Source organism: Proteus sp. MB838 (assembly GCF_054767435.1).
In genome coordinates this window covers 144,458-166,816 of the sequence record NZ_BAABMO010000002.1, presented here as the reverse complement: position 1 = coordinate 166,816, position 22,359 = coordinate 144,458, and the positions used below count along the sequence as shown (strand labels likewise).

21 protein-coding genes and 1 pseudogene are annotated in these 22,359 nt (G+C 37.1%); 15 read left to right on the top strand and 7 right to left on the bottom strand.

Annotated elements, in window-relative coordinates:
• Window positions 1–56: 56 nt before the first annotated feature.
• The 3 genes from ACYUCW_RS01650 to dmsA are packed head-to-tail and all read right to left on the bottom strand — an operon-like array spanning window position 57 to window position 3,992.
• The gene (locus ACYUCW_RS01650; RefSeq protein ID WP_004242891.1) at window positions 57–917 is read right to left on the bottom strand and encodes a DmsC/YnfH family molybdoenzyme membrane anchor subunit; all 861 of its coding nucleotides are present in this window, start codon (window positions 915–917) and stop codon (window positions 57–59) included.
• A gap of 1 nt (window position 918) precedes the next feature.
• Window positions 919–1,536 (bottom strand): DMSO/selenate family reductase complex B subunit, encoded by a 618-nt coding sequence (locus ACYUCW_RS01645; RefSeq protein WP_004242892.1) that lies wholly within the window; start codon window positions 1,534–1,536, stop codon window positions 919–921.
• An 11-nt stretch (window positions 1,537–1,547) separates the two neighbouring features.
• The gene (dmsA, locus tag ACYUCW_RS01640) at window positions 1,548–3,992 is read right to left on the bottom strand and encodes a dimethylsulfoxide reductase subunit A (RefSeq protein ID WP_049205838.1); all 2,445 of its coding nucleotides are present in this window, start codon (window positions 3,990–3,992) and stop codon (window positions 1,548–1,550) included.
• Window positions 3,993–4,716: 724 nt separating this feature from the next.
• On the opposite strand from dmsA, the gene ACYUCW_RS01635 reads away from it, so the two are divergent.
• The 7 genes from ACYUCW_RS01635 to ACYUCW_RS01605 all read left to right on the top strand — a co-directional run bounded on the left by ACYUCW_RS01635 (window position 4,717) and on the right by ACYUCW_RS01605 (window position 11,619).
• The gene (locus ACYUCW_RS01635; protein ID WP_020945636.1) at window positions 4,717–6,030 is read left to right on the top strand and encodes a PfkB family carbohydrate kinase; all 1,314 of its coding nucleotides are present in this window, start codon (window positions 4,717–4,719) and stop codon (window positions 6,028–6,030) included.
• Window positions 6,030–6,974, top strand: a complete 945-nt coding sequence (locus tag ACYUCW_RS01630) for a tripartite tricarboxylate transporter substrate binding protein (protein ID WP_004242895.1) — start codon at window positions 6,030–6,032, stop codon at window positions 6,972–6,974. Before ACYUCW_RS01635 ends, ACYUCW_RS01630 begins: the two co-directional genes overlap by 1 nt.
• A 30-nt stretch (window positions 6,975–7,004) precedes the next feature.
• Entirely contained in the window at window positions 7,005–7,439 is a 435-nt protein-coding gene (locus ACYUCW_RS01625) for a tripartite tricarboxylate transporter TctB family protein (protein WP_012367913.1), read from the top strand.
• Between the two features lie 18 nt (window positions 7,440–7,457).
• On the top strand, window positions 7,458–8,945 hold the full coding sequence (locus tag ACYUCW_RS01620) for a tripartite tricarboxylate transporter permease (RefSeq protein ID WP_004248045.1): 1,488 nt from the start codon (window positions 7,458–7,460) through the stop codon (window positions 8,943–8,945).
• 132 nt (window positions 8,946–9,077) lie between these two features.
• Window positions 9,078–10,073, top strand: coding sequence for a dihydroxyacetone kinase subunit DhaK (locus ACYUCW_RS01615; protein WP_049203325.1), 996 nt, complete (start codon window positions 9,078–9,080; stop codon window positions 10,071–10,073).
• The gene (locus ACYUCW_RS01610) at window positions 10,073–10,684 is read left to right on the top strand and encodes a dihydroxyacetone kinase subunit L (RefSeq protein ID WP_460408136.1); all 612 of its coding nucleotides are present in this window, start codon (window positions 10,073–10,075) and stop codon (window positions 10,682–10,684) included. The genes ACYUCW_RS01615 and ACYUCW_RS01610 overlap by 1 nt, the downstream gene beginning before the upstream one ends.
• A 23-nt stretch (window positions 10,685–10,707) precedes the next feature.
• Complete coding sequence (locus ACYUCW_RS01605) at window positions 10,708–11,619, top strand: dihydrodipicolinate synthase family protein (RefSeq protein WP_004242905.1); 912 nt, start codon at window positions 10,708–10,710, stop codon at window positions 11,617–11,619.
• Between the two features lie 94 nt (window positions 11,620–11,713).
• On the opposite strand, the gene ACYUCW_RS01600 is transcribed toward ACYUCW_RS01605, so the two are convergent.
• From ACYUCW_RS01600 to ACYUCW_RS01590, 3 genes are all read right to left on the bottom strand, one after another.
• Window positions 11,714–12,685 (bottom strand): threo-3-hydroxy-L-aspartate ammonia-lyase, encoded by a 972-nt coding sequence (locus tag ACYUCW_RS01600; protein WP_004242906.1) that lies wholly within the window; start codon window positions 12,683–12,685, stop codon window positions 11,714–11,716.
• The gene (locus ACYUCW_RS01595; RefSeq protein ID WP_036905679.1) at window positions 12,682–13,080 is read right to left on the bottom strand and encodes a RidA family protein; all 399 of its coding nucleotides are present in this window, start codon (window positions 13,078–13,080) and stop codon (window positions 12,682–12,684) included. Before ACYUCW_RS01595 ends, ACYUCW_RS01600 begins: the two co-directional genes overlap by 4 nt.
• A gap of 315 nt (window positions 13,081–13,395) precedes the next feature.
• Window positions 13,396–14,154, bottom strand: a complete 759-nt coding sequence (locus tag ACYUCW_RS01590) for a GNAT family N-acetyltransferase (protein WP_004242909.1) — start codon at window positions 14,152–14,154, stop codon at window positions 13,396–13,398.
• Window positions 14,155–14,993: 839 nt separating this feature from the next.
• On the opposite strand from ACYUCW_RS01590, the pseudogene leuE reads away from it, so the two are divergent.
• From leuE to yqfB, 6 genes and pseudogenes are all read left to right on the top strand, one after another.
• Window positions 14,994–15,642: pseudogene (gene leuE / locus ACYUCW_RS01585) on the top strand (leucine efflux protein LeuE).
• Window positions 15,643–15,746: 104 nt separating this feature from the next.
• Window positions 15,747–16,364 carry a pyridoxamine 5'-phosphate oxidase family protein gene (locus ACYUCW_RS01580; protein WP_004242912.1) on the top strand — a complete coding sequence of 206 codons (618 nt, stop codon included), beginning with the start codon at window positions 15,747–15,749 and terminating at the stop codon, window positions 16,362–16,364.
• A 121-nt stretch (window positions 16,365–16,485) separates the two neighbouring features.
• Complete coding sequence (locus ACYUCW_RS01575; protein ID WP_071233731.1) at window positions 16,486–17,097, top strand: DNA-3-methyladenine glycosylase family protein; 612 nt, start codon at window positions 16,486–16,488, stop codon at window positions 17,095–17,097.
• 79 nt (window positions 17,098–17,176) lie between these two features.
• Window positions 17,177–17,524, top strand: a complete 348-nt coding sequence (locus tag ACYUCW_RS01570; protein WP_242494484.1) for a helix-turn-helix domain-containing protein — start codon at window positions 17,177–17,179, stop codon at window positions 17,522–17,524.
• Entirely contained in the window at window positions 17,482–18,039 is a 558-nt protein-coding gene (locus tag ACYUCW_RS01565; RefSeq protein ID WP_460408132.1) for a methylated-DNA--[protein]-cysteine S-methyltransferase, read from the top strand. The genes ACYUCW_RS01570 and ACYUCW_RS01565 overlap by 43 nt, the downstream gene beginning before the upstream one ends.
• A gap of 44 nt (window positions 18,040–18,083) precedes the next feature.
• Window positions 18,084–18,413 carry a N(4)-acetylcytidine aminohydrolase gene (gene yqfB, locus ACYUCW_RS01560; RefSeq protein ID WP_004248055.1) on the top strand — a complete coding sequence of 110 codons (330 nt, stop codon included), beginning with the start codon at window positions 18,084–18,086 and terminating at the stop codon, window positions 18,411–18,413.
• Between the two features lie 94 nt (window positions 18,414–18,507).
• Here the strand turns inward: yqfB and ACYUCW_RS01555 are convergent, their stop codons facing one another.
• On the bottom strand, window positions 18,508–20,250 hold the full coding sequence (locus ACYUCW_RS01555; protein WP_163748488.1) for an ABC-F family ATP-binding cassette domain-containing protein: 1,743 nt from the start codon (window positions 20,248–20,250) through the stop codon (window positions 18,508–18,510).
• A gap of 473 nt (window positions 20,251–20,723) precedes the next feature.
• Here ACYUCW_RS01555 and ddlA point away from each other — a divergent pair, with 473 nt between their 5' ends.
• Complete coding sequence (gene ddlA / locus ACYUCW_RS01550) at window positions 20,724–21,824, top strand: D-alanine--D-alanine ligase (RefSeq protein ID WP_004242920.1); 1,101 nt, start codon at window positions 20,724–20,726, stop codon at window positions 21,822–21,824.
• Window positions 21,825–21,859: 35 nt separating this feature from the next.
• Window positions 21,860–22,243 carry a VOC family protein gene (locus ACYUCW_RS01545; protein ID WP_004242922.1) on the top strand — a complete coding sequence of 128 codons (384 nt, stop codon included), beginning with the start codon at window positions 21,860–21,862 and terminating at the stop codon, window positions 22,241–22,243.
• Window positions 22,244–22,359 lie beyond the last annotated feature (116 nt).

The following is a 22,359-nucleotide window of genomic DNA, read 5'->3' as shown; positions in this document are numbered from 1 at the left end:
GTAACACAGTAAAAGAAAACCGCCATTACGGCGGTTTTTAAGGATAAATAGGTTGATTAACCTACAACAGCCATTCCTACTGTCATATGTAAGCCATAGAATACGCCACGACCAATAAATTCACCAACAAACACCAAAATAAAACCTAACACCATTAAAGAAACAGAAGGATTATTTTTGCGTAATAACGGTGCTATCCAACAAGCTAACCCTAATGTCAGTGCAATCAATTTAATGCCCATTAAAAAACCGTAATCAGGAACTAAATCAACCGCTTTTTGTACGGAGGTTTGAATTGAACCCAATTCAAAGCCTTGAGAGGTAGCCACAATAGCACTGATAATAATGGCGATGACACTTAATAGCGGTAATGCACTAATACAATTTAAGTTAAAACCGGCAATACGCATTAACAGTGCCGCTAAAATAGGGCCACCAATAAATGCGGTTAGTACGAAGTTAACTGTGGTATAGCCATTATACCAAGTAGGTACAGTATCAATTTGATAAACTCGCGAAATAGCCGTGATAAATAGCACCGCAAGTATCATGACAACCACTAGCCACAATTTACCTAATGCAGCGGGCATTTTATTTAACACACTAATTAGCCAATATAAGCCACCTAAAGCAAAGAATGTGGCACCACTGGCAATTTCATTACTTAATGATGAATGACCAAAACGGATAAAAGAGTTAAAGGCACGCATTGGGGTTCCCATATGGATCATGGAGAGTAAAAAACCAATCCCCATTAATAACCACAAACCAAACATGCTGTAATGCACTTTGCGATTTAACGCTTCAGGCAGTTTGCCTGAAAGAATGGCGCAACCCATAATAATAAAGGCGCCAGCCACACTTTGACCAATAACGGTAAAGAACATCAGTGGCCATTCATGTAATCCCATGCCCATCTTAAACCTCCTCTGGGTTAGCCAGATGCCCGGTGGTGTCACCTACAGGTCGGCTATTGGCATTTAATTTAAGAACAATATTCGGTTTAGTGTATTTCGCAGATGGAAGAGGGGCTATTTCAGCAAGATCACCATATTTAGCGCGTAACTCTTCAATCGGTGCCATATCTAATGCACGCAATGGGCAAGATCCGACACAAATTGGCTTTTTACCTTCAGCAACACGCTCATAACAACCATCACATTTGGTCATGTGGCCTTTGACTTCATCAAACTGCGGTGCACCATAAGGACATGCCATATGGCAATAACGACAGCCTATACACACTTCTTCATTCACCACCACAAAACCATCTTCGCGTTTGTGCATGGCACCACTTGGACAGACTTTTACGCAAGCCGGATCGTCACAGTGGTTACATGAAATAGATAAGTAGTAAGCAAAAACGTTTTGCGTATACACACCATCTTGCTCGGTCCAATCACCACCGGCATATTCATAAATACGGCGGAAATTGACCTCAGGGGATAAATTTTTAAAATCCTTGCACGCGAGTTCGCAGGTTTTGCAGCCGGTGCAACGACTTGAATCGATATAAAAACCATATTGCGTTGACATAACCAGACTCCTTACGCCTTGACGACTTCAACAAGATTACTGTGAGAAGGATTACCCTTAGCAAGTGGTGAAGGGCGTTGGGTCGTTAACACGTTAATGCAACCTGCATGATCAATACGGTTACTGTCTGGGTTATACCAAGCCCCTTCACTTAATCCCACAACGCCCGGCAAAATACGTGGTGTCACTTTAGCCTTGATACGTACTTCACCGCGATCGTTATAAATACGAACTAAATCGCCGTGTTTGATACCACGTTTTGTAGCATCAACAGGGTTTATCCAAATTTCTTGTGGACAAGCCGCTTTTAATACATCTACGTTGCCATAAGTTGAGTGGGTACGAGCTTTATAGTGAAAACCCGTCATTTGTAATGGGTATTTATCCATAGCAGGGTCGCCATAGCTTTCAAAACCTGCGGAGTAGATTGGCAGTGGATCAATCACATCGTCTGCCGCTAATTCCCATGTCGCTTTAATTTCTGCTAATTGCGAAGAATAAATTTCAATTTTTCCTGACGGCGTTGTCAGTGGATTGTTGAGTGGATCAGCGCGAAATTCACGGTAAGCCACATGATGGCCTTGTGGATCACGTTTTTTAAAGATACCTTGTGCCCGAAATTCTTCAAAGGTAGGCAGTTCTGGTAAATTTTGACGAGATTGCTCATAAAGATGGCGTAACCACTCTTCTTGGGTACGATTTTCGGTAAATTTCTCACCCACCCCCATACGTTTAGCAATTTCGCTGGTCATCTCATAGATATTGCGACTTTCAAAACGTGGCTTAATCGCTTGGTCAGCGAAAATCACGTAAGCCATATTCCCCGCAGAAGCATCCATACAGAAATCCATTTGCTCTGATGCCGTGCAATCTGGCAGTAAGATATCTGCATATTTTGCCGATGCGGTCATATGATTATCGATAACCACAATCATTTCGCATTTTTTATCATCTTGTAGGATTTCATGAGTACGGTTTATTTCTGAATGTTGGTTAACTAAGCAGTTCCCTGCATAGTTCCAGACCATTTTAATAGGTACATCCAGTTTATCTTTACCTCGCACGCCATCACGTGTTGCGGTCATTTCAGGGCCACGTAAAATGGCATCTGTCCACATAAACATAGAAATACTGGTCGTGACAGGGTTAGTTAAGGTTGGCATACGGACAAAAGGAATGCTGTAAGAGCCTTCACGGGCACCGGTATTGCCCCCATTTATTCCCACATTACCTGTTAAGATAGCGAGCATTGCAATAGCGCGAGAGGCTAATTCGCCATTTGAACGGCGTTGTGGGCCCCAACCTTGAGTAATATAAGCCGGCTTAGCACCGGCGATTTCACGGGCTAATTTAACAATACGTGCCGCGGGAATGCCGGTAATTTGTGCTGCCCATTCTGGGGTTTTGGGTTGACCATCTGCGCCATCACCTAAAATATAGGCTTTATAGTGGGCGTTTTTAGGTGCCCCTTCTGGCATCGTGGTTTCGTCGTAACCTACGCAGTATTTATCTAAGAAGGGTTTATCGACTAAATCTTCTTTGATCATGACATAAGCTAACGCATTAACTAAGGCTGCATCAGTACCTGGACGAATGGGGATCCACTCATCCTCACGACCTGCACCCGTATCAGTATAGCGAGGATCAATAATTATCATGCGAGCATCTGATTTTTCACGAGCTTGCTCAACATAATAAGTTACACCACCGCCACTCATACGTGTTTCGCCGGGATTATTACCAAACATAACAACCAATTTAGTATTTTCGATGTCTGAAGGACTATTGCCGTCAGCCCATCCCCCGTAGGTGTAATTTAAGCCTGCAGCGATCTGCGCAGTACTATAATCGCCATAATGGTTGAGATAACCACCACAGCAATTCATTAAACGGGCAATAAGGGTTGCTCCTGGTGGCCAAGATTTTGTCATGGTGCCACCGAGGGTACCTGTACCGTAATTTAGATAAATAGATTCATTGCCATAGTCTTTTATCAAGCGTTTCATGGTGTCGGAAATAGTATCAAAGGCTTCATCCCAAGAGATACGTTCAAATTTACCTTCACCACGTTTACCTACGCGTTTCATGGGATAACGTAAGCGATCTGGATTATAAACACGTCGACGCATAGAGCGACCACGTAAGCAAGCTCGTACTTGATGGAACTCGTCGTAAACGTCATTGCCGGTATTGTCTGTTTCAACGTACTTAATTTCGCCATCAACGACATGCATACGCAATGGACAACGACTACCGCAATTGACGGTACATGCACTCCAGACGACTTTTTCTTTATTGGTAGATGTCGGCGCTGTTTGCTCCGAAGCCATGGCTTGGCTAAAGGGGAGAGATAATCCACCCGCCGTTGCAACTAATCCACCAGCAGCTCCCACTTTGACAAAGCGTCGGCGAGATAGGGGGGTGGAAAGTAACGCCATCTCTTTGATGTTTTTCATACATTACTCACTTAATTATATTTTTAAGAAGAAAAATAAAGAGCTTATATAGAAATTATTGTTATCATTTTTGTTAATAAATAAGCATGCTAACGTAAGATAATAAAACCCAACTGTTAATGTGGATATTACTTACTTATAAAAAGTGGTAGTTGCTTTACATCAAAGAAAGATGATTTATTACGAAGGTTATCAGTTGTCGCTGTTTTCTTAACCCTATGTATTATTTAAAATTAATCAATTGATTAACATTGGTATATAATTTAATACATATCGATTAATAAGAAAAAATAAACTAAATAACTAAAATAGCCTAATAAAGTCCAATTTATAATGTGTAATATACAGAATCATTAACTCATTATTTTTATCAATGATTACATCTGTGTTTTTTTTATTATTGTTATTTAACAAGTGTCATTTGATATCGAGTAAACATTAAAAAATGTCGGGTAGCTTGAACTGCGTATCAATAATCTCTTATGTAATAAAACAAATAAACCTTCATTTAACATGGTATTTACAAAATCAGCTGGTTCTAAAATAGAACATTGAAAATCAATGCACTTATAATAGACTGATTTTTCTTACGCTTAACAAACTGCTCATCAGATAAAGATTCGTTTCATCTCTCATTTTCCAGCTATCACAATTGAATTACTGTTAAAAAAATGTGATCTAAGTTGTTCGGATTTGGTTTTGCTTCCGTTTTTGGTTTTTTGTTTTGAATGTTATCGCAAAATCATCGGCTGGATATCCTTATTCTCGTATTAATGATACGGAGGCACTTTATATGTTTTCAGAAGAAAGACGACAGGAAATCTATAGCATTATTAGGGAACAGAAAAAAGTTAAAGTGGCTCAGCTAGCGGAAAGATTCAACGTCACATTAGAAACGATCCGCAGTGATTTGAAATACCTCGAAAATGAAGGGTTGATCAAACGTTGTCATGGTGGCGCCATACTAGGGAAACAAGAAATAAAAAAGATCAGTAAATTTAGTGATAGTTTTGATATCTCATGTTTACTACACGATTTATTGATCGTCAAAGAACATAAAAAGAAAACACCAGAAGGTAAAGTGTGTGTATTAGGCTCTTTTGTGGTGGACATTATTGCTAATGTTGATGCATTTCCTCGTGTAGGGGAATTGGTAAATTCAAAAGGAAACTCAATAGGTCCGGGTGGAAAAGGGACGAATCAAGCCATTTCTGCCAGTTTTTCTGATGCAAAAGTACATTTAATTACCAAAGTCGGTGAAGATCATTTTAGTAAGTACGCTTATAAATATTTGCAAGAGAGTGGTATTGATTCATTTACTATTTTTCAAACAGAAATAGAGCCAACAGGTAGCTCAATTAGCTATTTAGCAGATAAAACCCAAAATAATATTACGGCTACCTATTTAGGCGCAAATAACACTTTTACCCTGCAAGAGGTCGATATATCACTGCCTTATATTAGTGAAGCTGACGTGTTATTACTACAAGGGGAAATTAATATTGATGCTAATGTGAAAGCCGCTTCTTTTGCTCATTCTATTAATAAAACCGTCATACTTAATGTCGCTCCGTATAGCGATGATTTAAAACAACTTTATTTATATGTAGATTTTATTACGTTAAACGCTTACCAAGCTTCAGATTGGTCAGGTATTGAAATTAATACGATTAATGATGCCAAGCAAGCCGTAGAGATTATTGCCGGTAACGAAAAGAAAAAAGTGATTATCTACATAGATGAATTAGGCGTGGTGTATTTTGATGGGAGGAATACTTTTCATATTCCGCCACTACCTTCTCTACGTGTTGATACGATGGCAGCAACAGATGCTTTTAATGGTGCATTTGCCTCAAAAATAGCCGCAGGAGGCACAATGCCAGAAAGTGTTTTATTTGCTAGTGCTTTCTTGTCTGCATTTATAGAACAAAAAGGGGTGACTTCAATGCCTTCACTATCACAAGTACAAGCCCGTCTTAAATTAAGAATTGAAGATATTCGACCACAAGTAATCTGCAATGAGAAAAGGTGCATATAATGAAAAAAACTCTCTTAGCTCTGACCCTATGCAGTTCTGTTTTTACTGTTCCTGCTTTTGCACAATGGCCTGAAAAACCTATTACGATTATTGTTCCTTGGGCTGCTGGTGGCAATACCGATACCGTTGCTCGTTTAGCAGCAAAAGGATTACAAGAAGAATTAGGTGTGACGGTTAATGTCGTTAATAAGACCGGAGGAAGTGGCGTTGTTGGACATGATGCTATTAAAAATGCCAAGCCAGATGGTTACACATTAGGTATTGCCACGGTTGAAATTGCGATGATGCATCATCAGGGGATGACTAATTTAACCTATCAAGATTATACCCCGATCACACGTTTAGCGGTAATCTACGGTGGATTACAAGTTGCAAAATCATCGCCTTTTAATAATGCACAAGAAATTATTGATTATGCCAAAGCCAACCCAGGGAAATTAAAAGCGTCAGGGAGTGGATTAAACTCTATCTGGCATCTTAATAATATTGGTATGTTACGTGCAGCAGGTTTACCTGATAACGCAATCCGCTTTATTCCTTCCCAAGGAGCCAGTGCGGCATTACAAGAGTTAGCTTCAGGGGGCGTTGATATTGTAACGTCTTCATTAGGTGAGGCTGACAGTATGGTCAAAGCCGGATTAGTCAAACATATGGCCATTATGTCTAATGAAAAATCGGCATTTTATCCTGATGTTCCTCTCTTTAAAGAAGCAACAGGTTATGATTGGGATTTACAAGCATGGAATATGTTAGTTGCCCCTAAAGGACTTGATAAAGAAGCACAAGATAAGCTTACCGCAGCAATGAAGAAAGTTTATGCTTCAGGTGAATTAGCAGAGTTTGCTAATAAACAAGGATTTGAAGTCATTGAATTGTATGGTGATGATGCGACACAATTTATGGCCAATGAAGATAAAAAGTTTGGCGAAATTATAAAAAAATAACTGAGGAAACGGCTGATAATAGCCGTTTTTATGCCTATGCTAAATCGTCATATATTATCATTTATATTTTGCCTATTTGGATTATTTCTTATTATTTATAGCGCCTATTCATTAGGTGATTTTAGTGAATATGGTGCGGCTTTTATGCCTTCACTAATTGGTGGAGGAATGATTGTTTTTTCATTATTAGATATTTTTGCAAAAAAGCAGCAAATGGATACACCTTTGGTGACATGGCATGAAATAAAATTTGTGTTATTAATTATTGGTATCATTCTATTTTATGTGTTTTTTGCTGAATACCTTGGTTTTATTGTTACGGGATTTATTGTTATTGCACCATTAATGATGAAATACGCAAAAGTAAAACCGATATTTAGTTTTATTATTTCTGCTGGAATTGTATTAGGCGTTTACTATTTATTTACTGCTGTACTGTTAGTACCGCTACCTCAATTATTTTAATAAATAGAGAAAAACAGTATGGATATATTTATTAGCGCATTAGCTTATATTGATTACACGACAATACTTGTTGTCATAGGCGCTTGCTTATTTGGTTTATTTGTTGGAGCAATTCCGGGGTTAACATCAACCATGGCAATTGCTTTAATGGTGCCTTTTACTTTCTTTCTTGATCCAATTCCTGCATTAGCACTGATGATCTCCGTAGGTGCATCCTCGATATTTGCCGGCGATATTCCAGGGGCATTATTAAATATTCCCGGAACACCCGCCTCTGCAGCTTATACTAACGATGCCCATACATTGGTTAAAGAAGGTAAAACTAATCGTGTATTAGGGATGTCATTAACAAGCTCCGTTATTGGTGGGGTGATCGGCACAATTATTTTAGCGTCAACCGCTCCGTTGTTAGCTGAGTTTGCACTTAAATTTAGCTCTTACGAATATATGTGGCTTACTTTAATTGGATTAAGCTGCGCCACTATTGTTTCTGGCGCTCAAATTAGAAAAAGTTTGCTAGCACTGTTTTTCGGTATTGCTTTAGCCACTATTGGCTACGATGAATTTACAGGACAAGCCCGTTTTACCTTTGGTGAAGTCTCTTTAATGCAAGGTGTCAGTTTTATTCCCGCCATGATAGGGCTATTTGCTATCTCTGGTGCGATTAAATATTACGTCGATCGCTGGAAAGAAAAGCAAATTAAATTAGCAGTTAATACAGATAATAGCTCATATAATATTTTTAAAGGGGTGGGAAAGGTTGTTTGCCAACGTAAAGGGGGCATTTTCCGTAGTGGTATTATTGGTACATTGATAGGTGCTTTACCCGGTGCTGGTGCCGATATCGCTGCGTGGATCTCTTATGCAGTATCTAAAAAATTATCAAAAAAACCGCAAAAGTATGGGCAAGGCTCAGAAGAAGGTATTGTTGATGCATCAGCAAGTAATAATGCTAGTTTAGCAGGAAGTTGGATACCTTCATTGGTTTTTGGTATTCCCGGTGATTCTGCGGCAGCTATTATCATTGGTGTATTGTATATGAAAGATATGCAACCTGGACCAACTCTCTTTTTATTTAATCCAGATAAACTGTACGCCGTTTTTATCATTTTCTTTATTGCGAATTTAATCTTATTACCTATAGCTTTTATTGTTGTTAATTTTTTAAAGAAAATTGTTGCTATTGATAATGCAATTCTTTATCCAGCAATTATTTTATTTAGTATTGTCGGTTCATTTGCTATTACTAATACGATGTCATCCATTGTGGTTATGATGGTGATGGGAGTTATCGGCTATTTTCTTCAACAGCGTAACTTTCCAATCTCACCGATTATATTAGGGATGATTTTAGGACCGATGCTAGAGAAGAATTTACTTTCTTCGTTGATGAAATCGGACGGAGAGCTAATTAATTTTGTTAATAGACCTATTTCAATTGTATTAGCCAGTGTTTTCCTATTAATTGTCGCTATGCAAATTAGGAGCGCATTTAAAACCAAATAACTAATAAGCTATTTATTATTTTCAAAAATATACACATATTCTATCCAATACCAGGGAAAATGCTTCTTAAATAATTAATTTTTAATTTAAGAGGGCAATATCCGTAGATAAATAAAAATATCGGGTGTTTTTATGAAAAAGATATTAAATAAACCAGAAAATTATGTTGATGAAACATTAGCTGGCTTATGCCTTGCACATAATGATATTTATCGTCAACCACAACCACGTTTAATTACGCGAGCTAACAGCTCAGATAAAGCTAAAGTGGGAATTGTTACTGGCGGAGGATCAGGGCACCTTCCCGTTTTCACCGGATATGTAGGTGAAGGTTTATTAGATGCCGCCGCAGTCGGTGATGTATTTGCCTCACCGTCAGCAGATCTAATGGCTGATGCGATACGCGCTGCGGATAATGGGCAGGGGGTATTACTGCTCTATGGTAATTATGGTGGCGATATTATGAATTTTGATATGGCCTCTGAAACGGTAGATTTTGAAGATAATATTCGATGTACAACGGTGTTAGCGACAGATGATATTGCTTCTGCAACACCAGAAGAAGCGCATAAACGTCGTGGTGTGGCTGGAATGATTTATGGTTTTAAAATAGCAGGGGCCAAAGCTCAAGAAGGGGCATCTCTTGATGAGGTGACCCGCATTGCTCAAAAAACCATGGAAAACACGCGAACAATAGGCTGTGCCTTAACATCTTGCACCTTACCCGCTGTTGGACATCCTACTTTTGAAATAGCTGACGATGAAATGGAAATGGGAATGGGGATCCACGGTGAACCAGGAATTTGGCGCGATAAATTACGTAGTGCAGATGATATTGCTGAAGAAATGTTTCAACGTTTACAAACCGAATTATCACTAAAAAAGGGTGATAAAGTCTCAGTACTAGTCAACTCGTTAGGTGCAACGCCTTTAGAAGAACTCTATATTTTATATAATAAAGTTGTTCAACTTATTGATAATACAGGGGCGACTATCATTCATCCATTAGTCGGACGTTATGCAACATCAATGGAAATGACCGGTGCTAGCTTAACTTTTTGTAAACTTGATGATGAGCTTGAAGCTTTATTGAATGCACCTGCTCACTGTGCATTTTGGAGAGTGTGATGATGACTAATATTACACTCGATAATATAAAACTTGCTGTACAACGTATCGCGATTGCCTGTGAACAGTCTCAAAATAGACTATGTGAAGCAGATAGCCAACTTGGTGACGGTGATTTAGGGGTAACCATGCAAAAAGGATGGCGACAAATTGCTAACGATGCCCAAGATTGGCCTGACGATTTAAGTAAAGCGCTTTTTCAATGCAGCAAATCATTACAAAAAGCCTGTGCGTCTTCTTTTGGTACTTTGCAAGCAACGGCTTTTATGGCAATAGCCAAATATTGCAAAGAAAACCACCTGCAAGAAATAGCGCTTACTGATATTTCCCCACTATTGACGGTCGCATACCAAAGCATGATGGCGAGAGGAAAAGGGGAATTAGGGCAAAAGTCAGTATTAGATATTCTTTATCATTTATCTGAAGATCTAGCGTCAATCTCATCTCTGACTGAACTAAAACCCACTGCTTTAAAAAGTATTAATAATACGCTAAATGAATTTCGCCCTAAGCCTAATTTATTGGGACGTGCCCGTATGTTCCCAGAAAAATCGATAGGATTAGACGATCCCGGAATGTTAGCGATTAACGTTATTGTTGAAGCAATTTGATTGAATAAATAAAAGGCTCTTACATGAAAAAATTATTTGGCGTTACAGTGGCGATGGTTACTCCGTTTGATTCAAATGATCATGTGGACATCAACGCGTTGTCTGCATTAACTAATATGTTGATCACTAAAGGTGTTGATTGTCTTTATCCTTGTGGCACGACCGGAGAAATGTTGCGTTTATCTGCATCAGAGCGTAAAAGTGTGGCACAAACCGTAGTAGAGACGGCAAATAAACGTTTACCTGTTTTTATTCATGTTGGCGCAATGACGGTAACAGAAACCATTGAACTCGCCAAACATGCTGTAGAAATTGGTGCCGATGGTATTGGTGTAGTGACGCCACAATTTTTTGCTGCCACAGACAGAGAATTAGAGCACTATTTTGTGACTATCGCCAATAGCGTACCAGAGAATTTCCCAATCTATCTTTATAACATTCCACAATGTGCGGCTAATAATATCAAGCCTGAATTAGCGGCTAAAATTCAGCAACAATGCAAAAATGTGATTGGTATAAAATACAGTTTTGCCGATAACAATACGACACTTGGCTATTTAGCGGTTACAGATAATTTTTCAGTACTTCATGGCTACGATAAATTATTCCTTGGTTTATTAGATGCAGGCTGTGATGGCACAGTTTCAGGATGTGCCTGTGTTTTCCCTGAGCCATTTGTGAATATGTATCAAGCCTATATTACGGGTAATTATCAAGAAGCGAAGCACTGGCAACAATTTTGTGTGAAATTTAGTGATGCTTTGAAATCAGGCGCGAACATGGCGATATTTAAGTCAGCATTAACTATGCGTGGCTTAAATGGTGGTCATATGCGTTTACCTCAACTTGATTTATTACCTGAAGAAAACCAACAATTGAAAGAAGATCTAACGCAATTATGCAAAGAAGCGGGGATCGCTTTTTCAATTAATTAACAGAGACTCAGCTTCAAAATATCTTTATTATATTAAGCAGTATAAAAAACAAGCTATACTGCTTTTTTATAATAAATAACATCTATTTATTCAATTATTTTTGTGATAAAAAATGACCATATTGCATAATATCGACATTGCCACCACTGATAATAATGCCAATTTTTTTGCCTTTTAACTTATCACCAAATTGACGAGCTGCAGCTAAACTTAAACAGCCTGTAGGCTCTACAATGATTTTCATTCTCTGAGCATAAAATTGCATAGCAGAAATTAGTTCTTCATCTGTTGCTGTTAAAATATCGTCTACGTTGTTGCGAATGATCTCAAAAGTATAATCGCCTAAATGCTGAGTTTGTGCGCCATCTGCAATAGTTTTTGGCGTATCAATATAAATTATCTCACCTTTGCGTAATGATTGTTGTCCGTCATTTCCCGCTAAAGGCTCAACACCAAAAATTCTACAATGTGGCGAAAGGGCTTTGGTTGATAATAATGAACCTGAAAGTAAACCACCTCCCCCTAAGGGAACAAACAGCATATCTAACTCACCAACTTCCTCGAATAACTCTTTAGCTGCAGTACCTTGACCGGCAATAACGTGAGGATGATCGTAAGGTGGTATTAAAGTTAATCCTTCTTCTTGAGCAAGCTTTTGTCCTATCTCTTCGCGATCTTGTGTATAACGGTTATATAGAATGACTCTGCCACCATAACCTTTTGTTGCTTGCATTTTAGCTGTGGGGGCATCTTCAGGCATGATAATTGTAGCTGGAATACCTAATAATTTTGCCGATAGAGCAATAGCTTGAGCATGATTACCTGATGAAAAAGTTATCACACCATTTTTGCGTTGTTCGCCCGTAAATTGTGATAATGCATTCATTGCTCCGCGAAATTTAAAAGCGCCTATGCGCTGAAAGTTTTCGCATTTAAAATAGAATTGAGCACCCGTTAACTCATTAATAGTGCGAGAGGTTAAGATAGGTGTTTTATTAAGATATGGCAAAATACGTTGATGTGCTTCAACCACATCTGGGTAAGTAGGAAGCGCTAATTTATTCATAAAGTTTGCTCCTTGATCACCATGGCTTCAATTTCAATTTTACTGCCAAAATGAAGCTCTTTTACACCCGCGACTAATCTGGCCGGTTTATGTTTACCAATCCATTTTGCATATAACTCATTGACAACAGGCCATTCGTTAATGTCTGTAATATACATCTTAACTTGGGCAATATCGGTTTTTTGTGCTTTTATTCCTATAAGGCAAGCGTTTAAATTTTCAAGCACTTGATTAATTTGAAATTCAATAGGTTTATCCGTTAATGGCACGCCGTTTTTATCTAAAGGTAATAGGCCTGAAATAAAGGACATATTATTGGCTGTAACAACATGAGAGTAGTGCCCCCCTGGCGATGAAAGAGCTTCAATATTTTGCATCACAAGATGTGAACTCATAGTATTTTCCTATTTCACTCTGGTTAGATTAAATGTATAACAACTTATACATTATGTCTAACTCTAGATCAATAGTGTAGTTTTAGCTAGTAAATCAAATAATAAATACGAGGAAATTGACGATAGCTATGATAGCTATATAGAAAGTAGTTATTAGCAAGGTAAAATTAATCGCCACTGTTTGGAGGGAAAGTAATGGCTTAATGGTGTTATTTTAACATAGATAACATAGCGTTAGCATTTGCTTTGTCGTAGGCCTTTTAAAGGTTGAAAAGAAGGTTCAATAACTTGATTGAGCCTTCTTAATGTAGGCGGTTATTCGTTAATAAAGCTTAAATAGTTAAAAAGTGGCTTAAAACCAAATTTACGGTATAGCGCTAGACCATCCGCTGACGCATCTAAGAAACAACGCTCGACACCTTGCTCTCGACAAAACTCTAATACGTGAGTAATTAAATGTGTGGCATAACCATTGCCTTGATAGGCAATATCCGTCCCAATATCGTCAAATCTTGCTAGTTTATCATGTAATGTCAGCGTTAATGATGATACAGGCTGCCCTGCAACTAATAATGCATAATGAAGGATCGTCGCACCATTATCTAACGCTTTTTGGTGATAACGAATATATTCATTAGTTATCGTATCGTCACCAACAGGAAAGGCGGTTTTCAATGGTTGCGCCCACTGTTTAAGATCATGGTTAGTTAAAATAATATCGCACGGGTTATTTTTATAGGGGGGATAAGTCGCATCAGACAATGAGAGATACATAGCGGTTGTCATACCGTCACCCGTATAACCTGCTTTTTTTATTATCTCTTCAAATTCAGGCAACAGAGATTCCGGCAGAACCAGCATGTGACCTTTTTTTTGCGAGGAGAACAGCGTACTTGCTTGTTGGAAAGTATTTTCGCTAGCGCCTTGACGAAGATAGATAAAATTAAAAATAGGCGCGTCCATCGGTGTCATAAAGCAGTGGGTATGATCACCAATACGAATATTGTTTTCACATATCTCTGACCAAAACGCTTTTTCTATAATTTTAAACTCTTTATACAGTTGTGCATCCATAATGGTTCTCTAGATAAATCATGATAAGCGATAAGAGGCTAACAGAGGATCCGCTTGTGTAGATTAATTTGGTTCAACTTACTCACCTAATAAAAGTGACAGTGTCACCAATGTGTCTGTTGCTACATGTAAATCTTTTAGCAAATAGGGCATCGGGCTATAATCGATGTTCCATCTTTAGTAGTCGTTGCTGAGCAATTATAGCCTTTTTATCATACGTTTTCCGGTATCACTAAAGTTACCATAAAAAGTCATCTTAGTGGCTTAGCATTTGCTCAGGGTGATGTATATCACTAATTTCAATGTAATATGTGTAAGATTACGTTATCGGTAATCTACAATAGGGATAGATCTACTAAAGAATAATCACTTTGGTAAATCCTTGTGAATATTATACTCACTTTATGTGCTAAAAAATGCAAAATTTATAAAAAATAATTATTTTTCATAAAGATATATGGTTATTTCTATATAAAAAATGGCTTATAACAGTGATTCTCATCACAAAGAGATAAATGGACTATAACATTAACGATACAATAGGTTGTTCTCCCCATAAATAACCAAAAAACCAGTCAATAATTCTTATTAAAATGCTTTATTAAGAATTTTATCTATATAAAAAAAGCAATTTCAGCACCATACTATTACCCGCATTCAAACCAGTCATATAATCCAAACATAAATGAAAAAATGAATCATTAGACTATATTTAAGCTCTAAAACCAGTTTAATTTACTTATTTATCTTTAAATATAAGTTTATTGTTTTACAAAAAAAATAATATCGATATGATAGCCCACATATACAGCATATTATTTTTTTAAAAAAGGCGTCATATGTTAGAAAGTATTGGTATTTCAAATATTTGGACATACCTTTTAGGCGTTATTTTTATTACACTAGTACCAGGTCCAAATTCAATTTTCGTCCTAACTTCGAGTGCGAAGCATGGCGTGAAAGGGGGGTATAAAGCCGCTCTTGGTGTTTTTACGGGTGATGCATTATTAATCTTTTTGGCATTTTTGGGGGTTGCTTCATTAGTCAATGACTTCACCCGTTTTCTTTATTGTGATCAAGTATGCCGGTGCACTTTATTTAACCTATTTAGGTTTAAAAACACTCTATGCGACATTCCATAAGAAAAAAGAGCAGCCGGAACAGGTTGCAGTAGAGGTTGTAAAAGCGAAAAACGGCTTATATATCAAAGCGCTTTTCTTAAGTTTGTTAAATCCAAAAATGATCATCTTTTATGTGTCATTTTTTATTCAATTTATTGATCCTAAATATGAAAATGCAGGGGTTCCCTTTTTTGTATTAGGTGTAATATTAGAAATATGTAGTATGCTTTACTTATCTGTACTTATTTTTGGTGGCGTTGCTATTACTAATAAGGTTAAGCATAACAAACGATTAGCATCATTATCGAATAGTTGCATTGGTGCTGTATTCTTATTATTTGGTGCTAAACTCGCTTTAACGGCTTAATAGATTGATAAGATTGATGAAAAGGTCACATTTTATGGTGACCTTTTTTTTATACGAAATTTGTATATGATGAAGAATGAGCTAAATGATAACAAGGCCACCTTATGAAAAATACCATTGTAAAAGATCTGAAAACACTGGAAGAGATTTATGGTCAACCTGCCGAACCATCGGTCTTAAAAGAAGTGGATTTTATTCACCCCCTTTATCGCCCTTATATTGAAGCTACACCATTTGTTGCATTAGCCACTTATAGTGCTGATGGTATGGATGTTTCTCCTCGTGGCGATGAGCCCGGTTTTATTCATATTGAAGACGATCATACTTTATTATTACCCGATAGACGTGGTAATAACCGCATTGATAGCATGCGCAATTTGTTAATTAATCCCGCGATTGCTTTATTAGTCCTAGTCCCCGGCATTAATGAAACATTACGAATTAATGGTCATGCGGAAATTTTAATAGATGAAGAAACACTCGCACGCTTTAAATATAACAATGCACTACCTCGCTCTGTCTTGCGCATCCATGTTGAGCGCGTATTTTTCCAATGTGGTAGGGCACTTATTCGTTCAGGTTTGTGGGAAAACAAATATTTAGCTGATAAATCAACTATTCCAGCACCGGGACAAATATTGAAATCCATTTCTCATCAACAATTTGATGGTGATAAATATGATGCACAATTGCCTGAACGTATTATGAAAACATTATATTAATCATATAGTTTGCTCTTTTTATATTAACATTTGCTAAAAAGAGCAAGAAACAGAGTGCATAATGGGGGGGAAGTGCACGCTATACTGTTTTAATAAATACCTTAATTAGTAGCGTGATTTTATGTATTTTCAGTATGGTGAAAAAGAGATCACTTTTTTAAAACAAAAAGATAAGCGTCTAGCCGCGGTAATGGAAAGAATAGGGGAAATTAAACGTCCACTTACTCCTGATTTATTTACCGCATTAATTAAAAATATTATTGAACAGCAAATTTCTGTTGCGGCTGCTACCACGGTTCAGCAACGCTTACTTACCCTATGTGATGGTATTTATACTCCTGTACATATTGCTAGTTTATCAGAGCAAGATATTCAGCAATGTGGAATGACAATGCGTAAAGCCGGCTATATTAAAGGTATCGCTGACTCAGTTATAAATCATACGTTAGATTTAGACCAAATCCCCGCTATGTCTGATAAAGCGGTGATCAATACCCTGATAAAATTAAAAGGTATTGGTATTTGGACAGCTGAAATGTTATTAATTTCATCACTTAATCGTCCTGATATTTTAAGTTGGGGGGATTTAGCTATTCAGCGTGGTATCATGCGTTTATATCGCCATCAAAGCTTAGATAGAACACGCTTTGAACGCTATCGTAAACGTTATTCTCCTTATGGTTCAACGGCTTCACTCTATTTATGGGCATTATCTAAAGAAAGCGCAGACTAAAGAGCAATAATCGGAGTGATCTAAATAGAAGTTTATTGATAATGGACTTCATCCAGCATACATAAATGTAGGAACTAAAATGGAAAAGAGACATTATCAACTTATTGAACAAGCCTGCCGTTTTATTGAAGAAAATCAGGGTGATGTTTCTCTTGCCGACATCGCCGCACATATTCAATCCAGCCCATATTATTTCCATCGACGATTTAAATCTATAATGGGAATTACACCTAAAGAGTATGCGAATGCTTATCGGCACAAACTAATTAAGAAAGCATTAGCTGGCGATAAAACAATTACAGATGCGATATATCAATCAGGCTTTAATGCGAATAGCCGATTTTATGAAAATGCGACGGCCATATTAGGTATGACGCCAACCCATTGGCGCAATGGTGGACAAAATATCGTGATTTTTTTGCTGTAGGGATCTGCTCATTAGGCCATATCCTTGTAGCTCAAAGTGAAAAGGGCATTTGTGCGATAACACTTGGCGATGATCCTGCGTGTTTATTAGAAGAATTACAAAAACAATTTCCTCAAGCTGAACTTGTTGGTGCAAACCAAGAGTTTGAAAAATTGGTTGCCCAAGTCATTGGTTTTGTTGAACTGCCAACACAACCTTTGGCATTACCACTTGATATTCAAGGAACAGTATTTCAACAAAAAGTTTGGCGGGCATTATTAGATATTCCTTTTGGTTGTACCATGACATATCAAGAAATTGCTCAAAAAATTGGTTCGCCAAAATCTTATCGAGCAGTGGCGAATGCCTGTGCATCAAATAAACTAGCAGTGGCGATCCCTTGCCATCGAGTTATCAGACAAAATGGTGAAATATCTGGATATCGTTGGGGGATTGAGCGCAAAGAAAAATTATTACAAAGAGAAAAATCCCTTCATCATCAGCATGATAGATTGGCTATTAGCAAGAGCGATTAACCGTTATAATAAACATAATATCAATTTATAACAGATGAAATAAAATGGCATCAACAGCGATTGTACCAACAGATATTACATTTTTTGAGCGTTTAATCCCTTCAATTTTAGCTGGTATTAAAGTGATCACAATTAGGGATGAAGCAGAAAGCCACTATAAACCAAACACTATTGTTGATTTATTATCTAATGAACATGGCACTTATTATGGAAAGTTACAAATTATTTCTGTATCACCCTTAAATTTTAATGAGATAAATGAATTTCATGCTCAACAAGAGGGTATGAGTTTGCCTACTTTAAAGGCCTTAATTAAAGACATTTATCCTACAACGGAAAATCTTTATTTAATAGAATATAAATTAATACAATAAGTAGTTCTCTCTTATTAGTTAATACCAATAAAAGCGGAGGAGTTCCTCCGCTTTGTATTATAACTTAAAATCAATAGGGTAATCGTTAGAAAAATTAAGCTAAATCAAGTTGTTGCTTTAAGATCTCTATTTCTGCTTGCCATTGAGCCTGTAATATAGGCTTTTGATGAGCAGATTTTCTTGCTAAATCAGCATTCAATTTATCTTCAAGTGCTATCAATTTCATTAGCAATTCATCTTCATTATGATGTTTTACTATTTCAACAGATGGAGCATGATGGCCATTTTGCTCATTAGAGACCGATGACATATCTTGTTGAGAAATAAGCTGATAAATTGTTTCAATATCATGATGTTCGCTAAGAATACCATTGTGAATATACCAAAAACGATTACAGCTTTTCTCTATCAATTCTCTATCATGGCTGACGAGTAAAATTCCCCCTGAAAATCGTTGAATTTGCTCAGCTAATGCCTGTTTACCTTCCATATCAAGATGGTTTGTTGGTTCATCTAGCATTAATAATGAATATTTTGCCAAACTGAGACCAATAAAAAGTAAACGAGCTCGTTCACCACCACTTAATGACTTTACTTGCTGATTATGGCGAGAATAAACAAAACCTGCATTTATTAATGCCATTTTCCTTTGCTCATCTAATAGCGGTGCAAAGGGCTTTAGTGCATCGGCAAGGGTATCATTATCATTAAGTTGTGCGAGGCTTTGATCGTAATAACCTAACTCAACTCTGGGATGAAGCCTGATCATATTTTCTGTTGATGTGGTTGAACCATGAAATGATGACCAAATCATTTTTAATAATGATGACTTACCTGTCCCATTAGCACCAACAATAGCGACTCGATCACCACTTTTGATCCGTTGATTATCGATGGTATATAAAATCGGTGCATCTGGCGCAGGGATCACTGAAAGCTGATGCAGCTCAAGCAATCTATCTGCCCGTAATATTGTTCCTGATAACTGTAACGTCCATTGATTGCCTTCTGTTACATCGACTTGTTCGTCTTTTAAACGAACAATTTGTTTTTCCATTTGTTTGGCTTTACGTGACAAACTTTCGTTATCATACACTTTTCCCCAGATGGCCAATTGCTTCGCACTTTGTGCAATACGATCTATCTCTTTTTGTTGTGCATCACAACGATGTTGCGCACTGATATCTTGTGCTTCTTGCTCTTGTCTTGCCTGAGAGCAGGGCAAGCGAAAAACAGATAGGGTTTTATCACGAATGATCCACGTACAATTGGTCACTTTATCTAACAACCTATTGTCATGTGAAACAAGAATAAAACTTCCTCGCCACTGTGTTAAAAATGTTTCTAACCACAAGATAGTCGGTAGATCTAAGTGGTTACTTGGCTCATCTAATAGCAGTAAGTCTGGTTGTAAAATCAATGCTCTCGCAAGTAATAAACGAGTATGTTGACCACCACTTAATTGTGAGGCTAATAGATTGATTTCATTGGCTTTAAATCCCATTTCACTTAATAATAATTCACTGCGCCAACTTTCAGATATGCGTAGCTCTTCAGGTAATTTATGAAGAACCGCATCAATGAGACGCATTGACTGTAGCTCACTTGGTAACTGTTGTTCGACATAAGCCATAATGACTTGATTGGCGATAGTAATAGAACCATCTGTTGGTATTAATTGGTGTGATAAAAGTTTTAATAGGGTACTTTTTCCACAACCGTTGTAGCCAATTAAACCAATTTTCTCACCTTTAGTGAGTGCCAAAGAAATATTACTCAGCAATATACCGTGATTATTATGAAAAGAGAGATTTTGTGTAGATAATAATGTGCTCATAGCTTACTCATTTTTTAAGCATAAAAATGCTTTGGGTAATATCACGCGATAACCCAGTAAGCTGAGGAGAGGTAATAGTTAACGTCGCTCAGGCAGGTTAACGCAGTAAAGAACTGTGAAAGCCTGAGCTATGGCGATTACCAAAGAAGTGTGAGTATTCAACAAGATCACACAACAACATAATTAGCCTCCTTTTAAAATTTATCAGTTAATCGGTAAAGTGAGTTTAGCAAGACAGGTTTCTTGATTGCAAGAATGTAATGATGAGAAACCGTGTCTTTTTGTGTGAAAGAGGAGGGAATAGGCGTTGCTGAATTAATATCAAAAATAGTTATTTTTTGCACACTAAATCATAGAATTTCATCATTTTATCGTAAATTTTCCTAGATAAGAACTATCTCCCTACATTGCGTGTTTTTATCATGATATATTGCTATTTATTCGCTATAGCTGTCCTATTAAAAGGTTAGAAAATGAGTAAATTAAGAGTCGCTATTATTTTTGGTGGAAAATCAACCGAGCACCAAGTTTCATTACAATCAGCAAAAAATATTATCAATGAATTAGATCGAACGAAATTCGACCTTTGTTTAATTGGGATTAATGAACAAGGGCAATGGCATGAATATGCTGAAGACAATTATTTAATTAATAGCGATAACCCCTCAACTATCTCATTAAGCCAACCTTTGCGTCCAGTGGCTATTATTCCTGGCAGTACCCGTCAGCAATTTATCTCTTTAACTGATGGGCAACCTCTTGCACAAATAGATGTGGTATTTCCTATTGTGCATGGTGCTTATGGTGAAGATGGCACCCTACAAGGACTATTACATATGATTGATATGCCATATGTAGGCCCTAATATCATGAGTTCTGCAGCATGTATGGATAAAGATATCACTAAGCGCTTACTGGATGATGCAGGATTAGCGGTTGCACCATTTATTACACTGATGGCTCACCAATTAAATGATATTTCCTATAATGAAGTTGTTGAACAATTAGGGCTCCCTTTATTTATTAAACCAGCAAATTTAGGTTCTTCTGTTGGTATCAGCAAAGTCAATAATGAAGCCGAGTTTAATGCTGCATTATCCATGGCATTTGAATATGACCTTAAAGTGATTATCGAAAGTGCTATTGTTGGCCGTGAAATAGAGTGTGCCGTTTTAGGTAATGAAGAGCCTGAAGTTAGCCCTTGTGGTGAAATTGTGTTAAATGATGCTTTTTATGCTTATAACACAAAATACATTGATGACGATGGTGCAAAAGTAGTAGTACCTGCTGATTTAGATAATGCGATTAGCTTACATATTCGCCAAACGGCATTGAAAGCTTACCAAGTTTTAAACTGTTTAGGTATGTCGCGCGTTGATGTATTCTTAACCGAAGATAATCAAGTTATTATCAACGAAATTAATACCTTACCAGGTTTTACTAATATCAGTATGTATCCTAAACTGTGGCAAAGTACGGGATTAGATTATCAATCACTCATCACGAAATTAATTGAATTAGCGCTAGAACATCATAAAAAAACAGCCGTATTAAAAACTAAGTGTGAGCTTTAATCACAATAATACTCTAATAGCGAAGTGAGGTTCAGATGAAAATTACACACCTTGATCATTTAGTATTAACCGTGGCTGATATCGAGGCGAGTTGTCATTTTTATCATAATGTATTAGGTTTTGAGATAATTACCTTTAAACAAGGGCGTAAAGCCCTTGCTTTTGGTCATCAAAAAATCAATCTTCATCAGCTAGGAAAAGAGTTTTTGCCTAAAGCTGCTAAACCAACGGCAGGCTCTGCGGATTTATGTTTTATTACTGAAACGCCATTGTTAGACGTGATAGAGCATATAAACCAGCAGGGTATCAATATAGAAGAGGGTCCTGTACCAAGAACAGGGGCTACAGGGCCTATTATGTCAGTTTACTTACGTGATCCAGATAATAACTTATTGGAAATTGCTAATATTATTGAATAGATTAACCACATATTCTAAATAAAATATAATAATATTTAGCTAAAAAGCTACAAGTGTTCTTTTTAGCTTAAATATTCTAAATTATTTATATTCAAAAAATGAACCCTCCAAATATG

Excerpts from the sequence above, each read along its gene's own strand:
- ACYUCW_RS01650 (WP_004242891.1), bottom strand. The coding sequence starts at position 917 with ATGGGCATGGGATTACATGAATGGCCACTGATGTTCTTTACCGTTATT.
- ACYUCW_RS01545 (WP_004242922.1), top strand. The coding sequence starts at position 21,860 with ATGAAAATTACACACCTTGATCATTTAGTATTAACCGTGGCTGATATC.
- ACYUCW_RS01590 (WP_004242909.1), bottom strand. The coding sequence starts at position 14,154 with ATGGATGCACAACTGTATAAAGAGTTTAAAATTATAGAAAAAGCGTTT.
- ACYUCW_RS01600 (WP_004242906.1), bottom strand. The coding sequence starts at position 12,685 with ATGAATAAATTAGCGCTTCCTACTTACCCAGATGTGGTTGAAGCACAT.
- ACYUCW_RS01580 (WP_004242912.1), top strand. The coding sequence starts at position 15,747 with ATGAAAAATACCATTGTAAAAGATCTGAAAACACTGGAAGAGATTTAT.
- ACYUCW_RS01555 (WP_163748488.1), bottom strand. The coding sequence starts at position 20,250 with ATGAGCACATTATTATCTACACAAAATCTCTCTTTTCATAATAATCAC.
- ACYUCW_RS01595 (WP_036905679.1), bottom strand. The coding sequence starts at position 13,080 with ATGAGTTCACATCTTGTGATGCAAAATATTGAAGCTCTTTCATCGCCA.
- ACYUCW_RS01630 (WP_004242895.1), top strand. The coding sequence starts at position 6,030 with ATGAAAAAAACTCTCTTAGCTCTGACCCTATGCAGTTCTGTTTTTACT.
- ACYUCW_RS01570 (WP_242494484.1), top strand. The coding sequence starts at position 17,177 with ATGGAAAAGAGACATTATCAACTTATTGAACAAGCCTGCCGTTTTATT.
- ACYUCW_RS01610 (WP_460408136.1), top strand. The coding sequence starts at position 10,073 with ATGATGACTAATATTACACTCGATAATATAAAACTTGCTGTACAACGT.
- ACYUCW_RS01605 (WP_004242905.1), top strand. The coding sequence starts at position 10,708 with ATGAAAAAATTATTTGGCGTTACAGTGGCGATGGTTACTCCGTTTGAT.
- ACYUCW_RS01575 (WP_071233731.1), top strand. The coding sequence starts at position 16,486 with ATGTATTTTCAGTATGGTGAAAAAGAGATCACTTTTTTAAAACAAAAA.
- yqfB (WP_004248055.1), top strand. The coding sequence starts at position 18,084 with ATGGCATCAACAGCGATTGTACCAACAGATATTACATTTTTTGAGCGT.
- ACYUCW_RS01625 (WP_012367913.1), top strand. The coding sequence starts at position 7,005 with ATGCCTATGCTAAATCGTCATATATTATCATTTATATTTTGCCTATTT.
- ACYUCW_RS01615 (WP_049203325.1), top strand. The coding sequence starts at position 9,078 with ATGAAAAAGATATTAAATAAACCAGAAAATTATGTTGATGAAACATTA.
- dmsA (WP_049205838.1), bottom strand. The coding sequence starts at position 3,992 with ATGAAAAACATCAAAGAGATGGCGTTACTTTCCACCCCCCTATCTCGC.
- ACYUCW_RS01645 (WP_004242892.1), bottom strand. The coding sequence starts at position 1,536 with ATGTCAACGCAATATGGTTTTTATATCGATTCAAGTCGTTGCACCGGC.
- ACYUCW_RS01620 (WP_004248045.1), top strand. The coding sequence starts at position 7,458 with ATGGATATATTTATTAGCGCATTAGCTTATATTGATTACACGACAATA.
- ddlA (WP_004242920.1), top strand. The coding sequence starts at position 20,724 with ATGAGTAAATTAAGAGTCGCTATTATTTTTGGTGGAAAATCAACCGAG.